Annotated in this window: 7 protein-coding genes, 1 pseudogene and 1 riboswitch; of the genes and pseudogenes, 2 read left to right on the top strand and 6 right to left on the bottom strand. The window is 69.7% G+C overall.

The annotated features are described in order from the left end of the window. Nucleotides 1-37: 37 nt before the first annotated feature. The gene (locus tag G408_RS0104125; protein WP_028770062.1) at nucleotides 38-3340 is read left to right on the top strand and encodes a sensor histidine kinase; all 3303 of its coding nucleotides are present in this window, start codon (nucleotides 38-40) and stop codon (nucleotides 3338-3340) included. A gap of 23 nt (nucleotides 3341-3363) precedes the next feature. Here G408_RS0104125 and G408_RS0104120 read toward each other — a convergent pair whose 3' ends face one another. From G408_RS0104120 to G408_RS15230, 6 genes and pseudogenes are all read right to left on the bottom strand, one after another. Continuing rightward, the gene (locus G408_RS0104120; protein ID WP_028770061.1) at nucleotides 3364-3681 is read right to left on the bottom strand and encodes a hypothetical protein; all 318 of its coding nucleotides are present in this window, start codon (nucleotides 3679-3681) and stop codon (nucleotides 3364-3366) included. A gap of 118 nt (nucleotides 3682-3799) precedes the next feature. Continuing rightward, nucleotides 3800-6718: an aminomethyl-transferring glycine dehydrogenase gene (gene gcvP / locus G408_RS0104115; RefSeq protein ID WP_028770060.1), complete on the bottom strand. Its 2919-nt coding sequence runs from the start codon at nucleotides 6716-6718 to the stop codon at nucleotides 3800-3802. Nucleotides 6719-6994: 276 nt separating this feature from the next. Continuing rightward, nucleotides 6995-7096, bottom strand: a riboswitch (glycine riboswitch). Between the two features lie 276 nt (nucleotides 7097-7372). Then, nucleotides 7373-7534 (bottom strand): annotated as a pseudogene (locus G408_RS15030) (type II toxin-antitoxin system YafQ family toxin); the annotation flags it as partial. Nucleotides 7535-7683: 149 nt separating this feature from the next. Then, nucleotides 7684-8907, bottom strand: a complete 1224-nt coding sequence (locus tag G408_RS0104105; protein WP_028770059.1) for a DUF3322 domain-containing protein — start codon at nucleotides 8905-8907, stop codon at nucleotides 7684-7686. Continuing rightward, nucleotides 8904-12317 carry an ATP-binding protein gene (locus G408_RS0104100; RefSeq protein WP_028770058.1) on the bottom strand — a complete coding sequence of 1138 codons (3414 nt, stop codon included), beginning with the start codon at nucleotides 12315-12317 and terminating at the stop codon, nucleotides 8904-8906. The genes G408_RS0104105 and G408_RS0104100 overlap by 4 nt, the downstream gene beginning before the upstream one ends. Next, complete coding sequence (locus G408_RS15230) at nucleotides 12310-12714, bottom strand: DUF4194 domain-containing protein (protein WP_281168679.1); 405 nt, start codon at nucleotides 12712-12714, stop codon at nucleotides 12310-12312. Before G408_RS15230 ends, G408_RS0104100 begins: the two co-directional genes overlap by 8 nt. Nucleotides 12715-12783: 69 nt before the next feature. On the opposite strand from G408_RS15230, the gene G408_RS0104090 reads away from it, so the two are divergent. Next, the coding region (locus G408_RS0104090; protein WP_037412314.1) for a transposase at nucleotides 12784-13011 on the top strand (228 nt) is incomplete at its 3' end.

Below are 13011 nucleotides of genomic sequence, written 5' to 3'. Positions count from 1 at the left end.
ATCGCGGGGGCGCCATGGCAGGCGCGGGGAGCGGGGAATGCCGGACGAGCGGTCCCGGGGCCGTGGAGGCGACAGGTGCTTTGGCGCCGGGGCCTGGTTCGCGCCCGCCCTGGCCTGCCTGCTGGCCTGCCCGGGCCTTGCCGCCTTCGTCGGTGCGCCGCCGCCGGTCCAGACCCTGGCCGATGCGCGGGCGGTGCCGAACGGCATCGTCACCGCACTCGCCGAGGATGCCGAGGGCCGGCTCTGGGTGGGGTCCACCAATGGCCTGCTGGCCTTCGATGGCCTGCGCCTGCGCCCGGAGGGCGGGGCCGGCCTGCCGCGGGCCTTCGTGCAGTCGCTGCTGGCCGCCCGCGATGGCCGCCTGTGGGTGGGCCTGCAGGGCCATGGCCTGTGGGTGCGTGAACCGGTCACCGGCCGCTTCAGCCCGGTGGGCCGCGATGCGGCCGGGGGGCCGGGCCTCGGCCTGACCCCGCTCGCCCTGGCCGAGGATTTCGATGGCAGTCTCTGGGTGGGCGATGCCCGCGAGGGCCTGCGGCGCCTGCTGCCCTCGGGCGAGGTCGATGCCGGGTTGCAGCTCCTGCCCGGGCAGGCGGTTCGCAGCCTGCGCATCGACCGCCGGGGCGATCTCTGGCTGGGCCACCGCGGCGGGCTCATGCGCAAGCGCGCCGGCCGTGCCGAGGCCGAGAGCATCGCGGCGCTCGCCGGGCGCTACGTCTACGCCCTGTTCGAGGCCAGCGACGGCCGGATCTGGATCGGGACCCAGGCCGATGGCGCCGCCGTGCTGGAGCCCTCGACCGGCGTCGTCCGTTTCCTGCCCCCGGTGCACCAGCCCGGGGGGGTGGCCCATCCCTGGGTGGATGGCTTCGCCGAGCGGGTGCCGGGCGAAGTCTGGCTCTCCACCTTCGGCGGCGGGCTGGAGGTGCGCGACGGCAACGATCTGCGCCTGCGCCTGCGCCTGCGGCAGGCGCCGGGGCAGGTGGGCAGCCTGGCCACCGACCGCGTGCAGTCGCTGCTGCGCGACCGCGCAGGGCAGCTGTGGATCTCGACCTGGGGCGGGGGCCTGCAGCGCCTGCCGGCCAGCCTCGGCGCGCTGCGCTGGCTGCCGGCCGGGGGCGAGGGCGGCCTGCGCCATCCCACGGTGATGAGCAGCGTGGAGCTGCCGGGTCGGCGCCTGTGGGTGGGCTCCGGCGCCTTCGGCATCGACGAGATCGATCTCGAGCGCCTGCGGGTGACGCGCTCCTTTCCGGTGGCCGAGGGCCTGGCCGATGGCACGGTGCGGGCCCTGCTGCGCACCGCCGATGGCGCGGTCTGGGCCGGGGTGCAGGAGGGCGGGCTGTGGCGCTCGGCCGATGGCGAGGCCGTCTTCCAGCCGGTGAGCGGTGGCTGGGAGGAGCAGCGCATCCGCACCCTGGCGCCAGCCCTGGCCGGCGGGCTGTGGGTGGGGCTGGAACGCGGCCTGCGCCGGGTCGATGCCTCGGGGCGCAGCGACCCGCCCCTGGCGCGGGCCGATGGCCAGCCCTTCGCCGAGCTGGTGTGGTCGGTGGCCGAGCATCCACGTGGCGGGCTCTGGGTGGGCACGCCGATGGGCCTGTGGTGGCAGCCCCCGGAAGGCGGCGGCCTGCGCGAATGGCCGCCGACGCAGGAGGCGGGGACGGAGGGCGCCCGCGCCGCCGAGCGCTCCGGGGTGCTGATGCTGCGGGTGGGGCCGCGGGGCGGGTTGTGGATGCTGGCCCGCGATGGCCTGTACCGGATGGAGGTGCAGCGCGGCGGCGGCCGTTTCGAGCGTATGGTCGATGCCGACCGGGTGCCCCAGGGCCTCGGCGAGCAGCTGGTGGTGGACCGCGATGGCGTGGCCTGGACCGGGCGGGTGCGCTACGACCGGCGCAACGGCCATCTGCAGGTGCTGGGGCCGGCCGATGGCATCGACGTGGCGAACCAGGTCTGGGGCTCGGCCAGCCTGCTCGAGGATGGCCAGCTGGTGCTCGGCAGCAGCACCGGGCTGGTGCTGGTCGACACCCTGCAGTTTCCGGCCTGGCGTTACCTGCCACGGGTGGTGGCCACCGGCATCGAGCTGGATGGCCAGCCCCTGCCGCGCGAGGCGGCCGGCCTGCGCATTCCCCCGGGGCGGCATCGCTTCGCGGTGGAGTTCGCCGCCCTCGACTATTCCGAGCCCGAGTCGCTGCGCTACCGCTACCGGCTGGAGGGCCGGGACGAGGACTGGATCGAGACCGGGGCCGACCAGCGGGTGGCCGCCTACGGCAATCTCTGGCCCGGGCGCTACACCCTGCGCGTGCAGGGCAGCAACCGGGTGGGCGAGTGGAGTCCGCAGCTCCTGGAACTGCCCATCGAGGTGGCGCCGGCCTACTGGCAGACCGGTCCCTTCCTCGTGCTGCTGCTGGCGGGCGGCGGCCTGCTGCTCTACGTCCTGGTGCAGTGGCGGGTGGGGCGGGCCGCCCGCCGCTCGCGCGAGCTGGAGGCCCTGGTGGCAGCGCGCACCGGGGAACTGGTACAGGCCCGCGACGCCGCCGAGGCGGCCTTGGTCGAGCTGCGGGAGGCGCAGCGGCAGCTCGTCGAATCGGAGAAGATGGCCTCGCTCGGGCAGCTGGTGGCCGGCGTGGCACACGAGCTGAACACCCCGCTCGGCAATGCGCTGATGGCGAGCTCCACCCTCAAGGACCAGGCCCAGCACTGGCGCGAGGCCCTGGCCGCGGGGCAGCTGCGGCGCAGCGAGCTCGAGGCCTTCCTCGAGGCCCTGCGCGAGGGCAGCGAGCTCGTGGTGCGCAGCGTGGCCCGGGCCCATGAGCTGGTCTCCGGCTTCAAACAGGTGGCGGTGGACCGCTCCAGCAGCAAGCGTCGCCGCTTCGAACTGGCCGTGGTGCTGCGCGAGGCCCTGAGCATGCTCTCGCCCAGCCTGCGCGGCCGCGCCTGGCGGGTGGAGACCGACCTGCAGCCCGGCATCGAGCTCGACAGCTACCCCGGGGCGATCGGCCAGATCGTCGGCAATATGGTGAACAATGCCGCGCTGCATGCCTTCCCCGAGGACCGGCCGGGCGTCCTGCGCATCCAGTCGCGCCTGGAGGGCGAGGGGGCGGCCAGCGAACTCGTGCTGAGCTTCGAGGACGATGGCGTGGGGATGGACGAAGCCACTCGCCGGCGTATCTTCGAACCTTTCTTCACCACCCGCATGGGCCGCGGCGGCACCGGGCTTGGCCTGCACATCGTCTACAACCTCGTCACCCAGCTGCTCGGCGGTCGCATCCGCGTCGACAGCCGCCCGGGCGCGGGCACCCGCTTCGAGCTGCGCCTACCCCTCACCGCCCCCTACGGCGGCAGCGACTGAGAAGCCGAACGCCGGGGGACGATTCAGGCGCGCGCGTCGAACAGGCTGCCCAGGGCATCCTCGCGGGCACGGAACACCGCGGCATTGGCCTCTACCTCGCGGGCGGCGGCGCGGGCGTCCAGGGCATCGCGCACCGCGGCGCCGAGGCTGTCATTGGCCTCGGAACTGCGCACGGTACGGGCCTGCACCCCGCCCCCCAGGGCCTCGGACTGCTCCACCCGCAGGCGCTGGAAGCCTTCGGTCTGGCGGTTCGCGGTATTGCTGGCGGCAGCGTCGAGGCGCTGCAGGGCCACGGCGATGCCGGACTGGGGAATGGTGGAGGAAAGACCGTTGATGGCCATGGCCGGACTCCCGCAGGGAACGGCACCAGCCTACGCCCCGGGGGCGTTCGGAAACGGTGAATGGCGCACGCTTCCGCGCCCGCCCGGCCGGTGCCGGGCGGGCAGCGGGCGGGGGCTTTCAGCCGGCAGCCGGGGCGGGCTCCTTGAAGGCCTCGACCGGGATGCAGGCGCACATCACGTTGCGGTCGCCGTAGACATTGTCGACCCGGGCCACCGGCGGCCAGTACTTCTGCTGCCGCAGCGCGGGCAGCGGGAAGGCCGCCAGCTCGCGCGGGTAGCTGCGGGGCCACTCGCTGGCCGAGACCACCATCGCCGTGTGCGGGGCGCGCTTGAGCGGGTTGTCCTCGCGGTCGAGGCGGCCGTCCTCCACCGCCCGGATCTCCTCGCGGATCTCGATCATGGCGTCGATGAAGCGGTCGAGCTCATGCAGCGATTCGGACTCGGTGGGCTCCACCATCAGCGTGCCGGCCACCGGGAAGCTCAGGGTGGGGGCATGGAAGCCGAAGTCGATCAGGCGCTTGGCCACGTCCTCGGCGCTGATGCCGGTGGCCTCCTTGATCGGCCGCAGATCGAGGATGCACTCGTGCGCCACCAGGCCATTGCGGCCGCTGTAGAGGGTGGGGAAGTGCGGTTCCAGGCGCTTGGCCACGTAGTTGGCATTGAGCAGGGCCACCTGGGTGGCGCGGCGCAGGCCCTCGGCGCCCATCAGGGTGATGTACATCCAGCTGATCGGCAGGATGCTGGCCGAGCCGAAGCTGGCCGCCGAGACCATCGGGCCTTCGCCCACGCCGCCGGTGCGCAGGCCGTCGCGGGTGAGGACGCCCGGCAGGAAGGGAGCGAGATGGGCCTTCACCGCGCAGGGGCCGACGCCCGGTCCGCCGCCGCCATGCGGGATGCAGAAGGTCTTGTGCAGGTTGAGGTGGGAGACGTCCGAGCCCCACTTGCCGGGCTTGGCAAGCCCGACCAGCGCGTTCATGTTGGCGCCGTCGGTATACACCTGCCCGCCGTGGGCGTGGACGATCTCGCAGATTTCGACGATGGCCTCCTCGAACACGCCGTGCGTGGAAGGGTAGGTGACCATCAGCGCGGCGAGGTTCGCCGAATGCTTCTCGGCCTTGGCGCGCAGGTCGGCGACATCGACGTTGCCGTCCCTGTCGCAGGCCACCACCACCACCTCCATGCCCACCATCTGCGCCGAGGCCGGGTTGGTGCCGTGCGCCGATTCCGGGATCAGGCAGATGTTGCGGTGCCCCTCGCCACGGCTGCGGTGGTAGGCGCGGATGGCGAGCAGGCCGGCGTACTCGCCCTGGGCGCCGGAATTCGGCTGCAGGCTCACCGCATCGTAGCCGGTGCATTCCACCAGCATCTGCTCCAGCTCGGTGATCAGCTGGCGGTAGCCCTCCACCTGCTCGGCCGGGGCCAGCGGGTGGATGTTGGCGAACTCCGGCCAGGTGACCGGAATCATCTCCGCCGTGGCATTGAGCTTCATGGTGCAGCTGCCCAGCGGGATCATGGTGCGGTCCAGCGCCAGGTCCTTGTCGGCCAGCGAGCGCATGTAGCGCAGCATCTCGTGTTCGCTGTGGTGGGTGTTGAACACCGGGTGCTGCAGGAAGCGCGATTCGCGGCGCAGGGCCTCGGGGATCAGCGAAGGGGCGCTGGCATCGAGGGCCTCCACCGTGGGCAGGGACGCGCCCTCGGGGGCGAAGATCTCCCAGAGCAGCAGCAGGTCCTCGCGGGTGGTGGTCTCGTCCAGCGAAACGCCGAGCGCGCCGTCCTCGTAGCAGCGCAGATTGACGTGCCGGGCGCGGGCGCGCTCGAGGATGCGGCCGCGCGCCTCGCCCACGGCGAACTTGAGGGTATCGAAGGCACTGTCATGCACGCTCACCACCCCGAGCAGGCGCAGGCCCTCGGCGAGGATGGCGGTGAGCCGCGCCACCCGGGTGGCGATGCGCTTCAGGCCCTCCGGACCGTGGTAGACGGCATACATCGAGGCCATCACCGCCAGCAGCACCTGCGCGGTGCAGATGTTGGAAGTGGCCTTCTCGCGGCGGATGTGCTGTTCGCGGGTCTGCAGGGTGAGGCGGTAGGCCGGGTTGCCCTCGGCGTCGATCGAGACCCCGATCAGCCGCCCCGGCATCGAGCGCTTGAAAGCGTCCTTGCAGGCCATGAAGGCGGCATGCGGGCCGCCGAAGCCGAAGGGCACGCCGAAGCGCTGGCTGTTGCCGACCACGATGTCGGCCCCCCATTCGCCCGGCGGCTTCAGCAGGGTGAGCGCGAGCAGGTCGGTGGCGACCACGAGCAGGGCGCCGTGGCCGTGGATGGTGGCGGCTTCCGCACTCCAGTCGGTGATCCGGCCCGAGGAGGCCGGGTACTGCACCAGCGCCCCGAAGTAATCGCCGGCGGCCAGCCGGGCGCGGAAGTCTGCGCCATCACCCAGCACCTCGACCTCGATGCCGAGCGGCTCGGCGCGGGTGCGCAGCAGGGCGATGGTCTGCGGATGGGTGTCGCCCTCCACCAGGAAGCGCACCGACTTCGACTTCGCCGAACGTTTCGCCAGGGTCATGGCCTCGGCAGCCGCGGTGGCCTCGTCGAGCAGCGAGGCATTGGCGATCTCCATGCCGGTGAGTTCGGCGCAGAGGGTCTGGAAGTTGATCAGCGCCTCCATCCGGCCCTGCGAGATCTCCGCCTGGTAGGGCGTGTAGGCGGTGTACCAGGCCGGGTTCTCGAGGATGTTGCGCAGGATGACGTTCGGCGTATGGGTGCCGTAGTAGCCCTGGCCGATGAAACTCCTGAACACCTGGTTCCTGGCCGCGATGGTTCGCAGCCGGGCCAGGGCCTCGGTCTCGGTGAGCGGCGCCGGCAGGGAGAGCGGGGTGGTGGAGCGGATCGAGGCCGGTACGATGGCCTCGGTCATGGCTTCCAGCGAGGGCTGGCCGATCACCTCGAGCATGTGGGCGATTTCGGCCTCGTTGGGGCCGATGTGACGCTCGAGGAAGGCATCGTGGTGCTCGAGGTCGCGAAGCGAGGGCGTGGTCATGGCGGGTGTCTGGAGGTGAGGGCGGTGGGTCTTTCCGCGACCCTCCCGCGGGAGGGCGCAGATGGCTTCGGACCGCCGCGCCGGCCGGCGCGGCGGGGCTCGCGGGGCCCGCTGCTCGCACAGCGGGACCCCGCCCGTTCCGGCCCAGCGTGCTGCATCACGCCGGGCGCTCGCAGGCTCGTGGCTACGCCACTCGAATTCCCTGCTCGTTCCGGCCCAGCGTGCTGCATCACGCTGGGCGCTCGCAGGCTCATGGCTACGCCACTCGAATTCCCTGCTCGCCCCTCTGTCCTTCTGCCTGAGAGTTTGCGAAGCCGGTGGAGCGCTTCGCGTGCACCTTCGGCGCCGGATCGAACCGGTCTCTCCAGAGTTGCTCGCGCGCGACGGTACAGGGGCCTGAGCGATTACGGGCGTTGCGCCTTCGGCAGCACTGGCGTCGGGCCGGACCCGCCGCCACCGCTTCTCCCGCCGCGAGCAAGAGCCAGCAAAGTATAGCGGGGCAGGGCGGTTTCAGGCGGGCAAGCAGCCGCGCTGCATGAGCCTGCCGTGGTTCCAGCGCAACCCGCTGCCGACCGACTGGGTGGCGCAGCGGGAGGTGGTGGCGCGGTTCGATGCCTGACCGGGTCACGAGCCCTCGATCGCCCGTGCCACATCTCACTCCTCGAACAATTCAGAGTGCGTGCCCGTCCGCACGAAGATGATGGTGTTGCCATCCAGGCGGTAAATGAGCAGGAAATCGCCGCCGATATGACATTCGCGGTGGTCGGCCCAATCCCCCTTCAGCGGGTGATCCAGCCATTCAGGCCGTCCGATTTCGGGCGGTTCGGCAGCTGGCCACCCGCAGGGCGGGTCGCCGGAGCCCCGCGTGGTGTGGGGATTTCAGGCAAGAAAAAGGGCCCGGAGACTTTCCGGGCCCTGGTGATTGGTGGCGGGTAGTTTAGCCAGCGGAAAAGCGGCTCCCGAGCTTACGAGCGAGGGAGCGGGGCCACGGGGGCTCCCGAGGGGAGACAGGCCAGTCGATCGCACAACCAGCCAAACCCCACCCGCTCCTGCTCCAGACGCAGCCGGGGCTGGTGGCGATCGAATCGGAGGTCGTCATAGACCGCCGTCTCCTCGGCCGTGAGACGCGCCAGGTCGTGGCGCGCAGGGTCGGGCTCCTCGCCCCAGTGCAGGCGGTGGGCAAGGAGAGTCTCACGGTCCATGAGGAAGGACGCCGCGTGCGGAAAGTAACCTCGCAGATGGTCGAGGATGGCGAAGCCGTGGGTGTCGATGTCGCCCCAGTAGTGCAACTCGCATCGATGCAGCCACGAGGCGCGCGCCAGCGCCTCCCAACCGTAGCCCGCGCCGAAGACGGCGATGGCGTCCGCCGCTGGCGGGAAGGCGAGGAAGTTGGTCTCGTTCTCGGTGATGAAGACGCGCCGGGCCGGTAGCGTCAACGCCGCGAAGTTCGCGGCGTCCAGCGTGATGTCGGGCAGGCTCTGCGGTGAGGATAGGTAGCCCGGAAGGCTGGGCAGCGATGGGTCGAGCAGACGAAACCGAATCCGGACGGGCTTGTCGAGGAAGCCAAATCGGCGCGCGAACTGCGCGACGCCGGTCGCGTCAAGCTCGATGACTTCGGGTGGCAGAGCCAGGTCCAGCAACTCGGCCAAGACGCCTCGGTGGCCCTCGATGAACTTGCTGTCCACGCCGGGCACGTCAACCTGGCGCAGGTACACGCCCGGTCGAGGATGGGCCTGCAGCCATGCGACGACGGCCAGCAGACGCTCCCAGCGGTCGGCCAAGGCCAGCGCCTGCAGCGGCCGCCGAGACAACCAGGCCAGCAACACGGGCTGGGTGGCGGCCGTCTGCTGCCACACGGCCTCGAACCGCTGTGCCTGGCGTGCCTTGCCGATGAAGGCCAAGGCGTCCTGCAGGGTGTCGAGCCAGACGGCCACAGGAAGCCGCTGCGTCCCTTGGACGCGGTGGTTCCACTCGCGCCATTCGATTCGAACCTGAGGGGTATTGGCGATGGTGCACACCCACTCTCGCACGGCCTCGAAGCGGTCGGACAGGTCGGCAGACGACGGGATTTTCAGATTCAGGCGCAGCGGCCACAAAACGGTGTCCGTCACCGCCGCGCGCAGCAAGTCGCCCCGATCCCACAAGCGTTGGACCTGGGCGCGCAGATCGGCAGGCGTGGTCCAGCTCATAGCGCCGCGCCGTCTCCGGCGGCTTGGGATTCGGCCATCCCGTCCACGGTATCTGCCGCTTTCTGCGCCCGGTACTCCTCGATCGACAGGCAGCGCAGCCGCGAGTCGCGCCCGCCCTCGTTGTGCACGAAACCCACGCTGGCCACGAAGGGCTCGATGATGTGGATCTTCTGCAGCGGCGTGACGATCAACAGCTGCAGGTTGAGCTGCTGAAACAGGCGCAGCCCGTACTGCGCCGACTCGTCCGAGCCGCGCCCGAAAGCTTCGTCAATGACGACGAAGCGGAAGGAGCGCGAGCGCACCGCGCCCCACTCCAGCCCGAACTGGTAGGCCAGGCTCGCGGCCAGCACGGTGTAGGCCAGCTTCTCCTTCTGGCCGCCCGACTTGCCTCCTGAGTCCGAGTAGTGCTCATGCTCGGCACCATCAGCGCGCCAGCGCTCGCTGGCCGAGAACAAAAACCAGTTGCGCACGTCGGTGACCTTGGCGGTCCAGCGCCGGTCGGCATCCGCCAGCCCTTCACGGCCCCGGAAGCGATCAATGATCGCCTTGACCTGCAGGAATTTGGCTTCCGAATACTGTTCGTCGGCCGAGCCCGTCATCGCGCCCTCGGTGCACGCGCGCAAGTCCTGCTGGAAGTCGCGGATCTCCGCATCCGGGCTGGGCAGCGCCACCAGCTTGATGTACCGGCCGGGGTTGTAGTCGATGGTTTGGAGCGACTGGTTGATGAAATCGACGCGCTCCTTGATCGTCTCGCGCTCGCGGGCGAGCTGGGCGTTGAAGTTGGCGATCTCGTTGATCGTGTTGACGTTAAGCAGCTCCTTGAAGCGCGCCTCGAAGCGCGGCAGGTCGTCGTTCTTCAAGCCGGTGAGCATCCGCTCGTACTCCGGCAGCGCCGCCAGGCTTACGTCCATCTCGACGGTCTCCGCCTTGAACGCCTCCTTGAAGCCGCGCATGGCATTGACGATGCGCTCGGTCAGACGGGCCAGGCGCTTGTCCTCCGCGTCGATGCGATCCTGCAGCCACTTGCGCACCTCCTGTTCGCGGTTGTCGCAGGACTCCACCGACAGCTGATGCTCGCCCAGCGCCTTCGAACGATATCCATCCAGGTGCTCGATCTGCTCCTCCGTCAGCGGCGAGTCGTTCCAAATGTGGACCGTCTGATTCCGCAGTTCCTGCGCCGTCGCATGCTTGGTTGCGACCTCAGCGCGTTTGTCTCGGGCCTCGTCGCGCTTGCGTTCCGTTTCCGCGAGCCGGCCTTGCGCCGCTTTGAGCTGGTGCCCCAGCTCTTGCAGCGTGTTGGATGCGGCTTCAAGCCGCACGCGCTCCTCGGCGAGCAGCGCGATCTGGCGCGCCGGGCTCATCCAGTCTATTTCGGCAAAGCGCGTGAACTCTTCCAGCTTGCTCAGTGCCTCCAGCCGCCCCCGCAGCTCGTTGCGCGCTTGCTGGATCTCGCCCAGGCGCTGCCCAAGTGTGGCGAGCCTTGCCTCCAGACGCTCCCGCTGGTCACGCAAGGCCCGCAGCTTGTCGGCGTTGCTCCAGCCGAGCACGTAGCGGCTGCGGTCGTCGATCCGGCTGCGGTCGTCCTTCTCGTGGCGACCGCTCGGGTCCTTGATTTGCCCTGCGCGCGTGATGGCGCGGCCCTCGCGGCGGAACTGCTCGCCGGTGTCGCAGCAGGCGAAGTCAAAGCGGTTTTTGAGTTCCTGCTCCAGCCACTCGTAGAGCGGCGAGTCCGGCTTGATTTGGAGCTTTCTCACCAGCGACTGCGGATGCAGCATCCCGCCTTGCGCCCCCTTCCTTTGCCGTACATGGAAGTACACCAGTCGGGCGCCGAGATGTTGGCGGTCCACCCAGTCCGCCACGGCCTGGTAGTGCGCGTCCGGCACCAGCAGAGCAAGACCAAAGCCGCGCAGCAGCCGCTCGGCGGCGCCTTCCCAATCGCGCTGGTCGTCACGCACCTGGATAAGTTCGCCCGCGAAAGGCAGCTCGTCCTCGCCGATGCCCAACGCCGCGCACAACGCCTCGCGAATGCGAGCTTGGGCGGCGTCGATGTTGCTCTTGCGACGCTGGAGACTGTCGATCTCGTCGGACAAGGCCGCGTGCTCTTCGCGGCCCTTGCGAAACGCGAAGTCCTCCTCGCGCTCGCGGTTGTCCAAGTCGGCGATGCGCTCGCGCAAGTCTTCGGCACGCTGGGCAATGCTTTGCTGTTGAGCGAGGAAGCCGGCTTCATCCCCCGGCGCCGTCTCGTCGATGCGCGTCAGCAAGTCGCGATAGCGGTCGGCGCGTTGCTTGCGTTGCGTCTTGTCCTGCTCAAGACGGCGAATCTCTGCTGCCAGTTCCTCCAGGCGATCGCCGCCGTTGTCGCGCAGGGCGCGTTCCAGACGGCCGACCTCGATGCGCTCGGCTTCGCGCTGTGCGTCGAGACGCTCGATCTGCGCATCCAGCCTGGTTGCATCCTGCGCCAGCAGGTCAAGGCGGCGGTCCAGCAGCTCGCCCTTGAGCTTGGCGAAATACGGTCGCAGCTGATCGCGCGCCTCCCGCAAGCCCTGAATCTCGGCGGCCAGCGACTGATGACGATGGCCATCCTCGATCAAGGGCGTGAGCATCTCCACCTGCCGCTTGGCTTTGAGCACCGCCTGATGCGCCCGGTCCAGATCGTCGAAATGGCGGATCAGCGCCTCGATGCGTTGCCCCGAGTCGAAGGGCTCCAGCATGTGGCTGCGCACGAAGTCGGTGAGATTGCCCACCGACTTCATCGAGACGGTCTGGTGGAACAGTTCAAGGGCCTGTTCATGCTCGATGCCGAAGCGTCGGCGGAACCAGGCGCCATAGGGCGGGAAGCTGTCGAACAGCTCGCAGCCGGCGCCGCGCAGCTTCTTGCGCAGGGCGCCGATGTCGCTGCCGAAGCCGCTGAAGTCCTCGGCGATGGCCAGCGCCCGCTCGGCGGTCACGAACAGGCGCGCCGGCTGGCCCTGCGGGTCCTTCAGCCAGAACACCTGGGCCAGCGTCACGGCCTGATCGTAGCCCTCATTGCGGAAGACGCCGAGGATGACCGAGTAGCTCGACGCATCGCGCAGCGCCACAGGCTTGGCCGTGCCGGTCACCTCGTTGCGCTCGCTCTTGTAGTGGCCGAGCACGTAAGAGCGCAAGGAGCGCTCGCGCGCATCCGCCCCGGCGGCCTTGTTGTAGGCCACGCGATGTGCTGGCACGAGCAGGGTGGTGATGGCATCCACCAGCGTAGACTTGCCCGAGCCAATGTCGCCGGTCAGCAGGCCATTGCGTCCGGCCAGCGCCAGCCGCCAGACGCGCTGGTCGAAGGTGCCCCAGTTGAGCACCTCCAGCCGGTCGAGCCGAAAGCCCACCCGGCTGTCGTCGGCGACGAAGTCCAGCCCGAGCGTCGGTGCCTCAAGCATCGGCCTTCTCCTGACGGGCACCAAGACCCGCGCCGCCCGACAGCGCCGTGCGGTAAACCTCCAGCCGCGCATCGAAGTCGGCCAGCCACTGCGCATCCACAAAAGCCTTGAGAATGCGCCGCACTTCATAGCGGCCCGGGTCTTGCGCGCTGCCTGCCGCGGGCTTGAGCCGGCGCAGGAAGCCCAGATCCACCACTTTGGTGATCGTCGCGTCCACCTGGTCCATCAGCCGGGCCTCGTTGGGGCCCTCGGGCAGGAACACCCGCATCATCTCGGCGATGTCCTCGCGCGCGAGCACCAGGCGCGTGTCACCGCCACCCGCATCGAACTCGGCCAGGCGCTTGCGCAGCAAGGCCAGCATCAGGCTCACCGAGTAAGACAGCGGCCGGCGTGCCACTGACCTGCCTGGCGATTTTCGGTCCAGTTGAAAGTTGAGAGGATGGCTCCCGACGAAGACGAGGAGCCCATGCGTAAGTCCCGATTCACCGAAGAGCAGATGGTCAAGATCCTGCGGGAGGCCGACCGATCCCCCGTGGCGGAAGTGGCCAGGAAGCACGGCGTCAGCGAGCAGACCCTGTACCTGTGGCGGAAGCGCTACGGGCAACTGGAGGCGGCGGATGTGAAGCAGCTGCGCACCCTGCAGCAGGAAAACGCCCGCCTCAAGAAGCTGCTGGCCGAGCGCGACCTCGAGATC

It is taken from the genome of Silanimonas lenta DSM 16282 (assembly GCF_000429065.1).
GTDB classification, from domain to species: Bacteria; Pseudomonadota; Gammaproteobacteria; order Xanthomonadales; family Xanthomonadaceae; genus Silanimonas; species Silanimonas lenta.
Note: the sequence above shows the minus strand (reverse complement) of the source record. Positions and strands in the feature narration are given on the sequence as shown.

Bases quoted from the DNA above. Each gene is read 5' to 3' on its own strand.
- G408_RS0104125 (WP_028770062.1), top strand. From the start codon at position 38: ATGCCGGACGAGCGGTCCCGGGGCCGTGGAGGCGACAGGTGCTTTGGC.
- G408_RS0104120 (WP_028770061.1), bottom strand. From the start codon at position 3,681: ATGGCCATCAACGGTCTTTCCTCCACCATTCCCCAGTCCGGCATCGCC.
- gcvP (WP_028770060.1), bottom strand. From the start codon at position 6,718: ATGACCACGCCCTCGCTTCGCGACCTCGAGCACCACGATGCCTTCCTC.
- G408_RS0104105 (WP_028770059.1), bottom strand. From the start codon at position 8,907: ATGAGCTGGACCACGCCTGCCGATCTGCGCGCCCAGGTCCAACGCTTG.
- G408_RS0104100 (WP_028770058.1), bottom strand. From the start codon at position 12,317: ATGCTTGAGGCACCGACGCTCGGGCTGGACTTCGTCGCCGACGACAGC.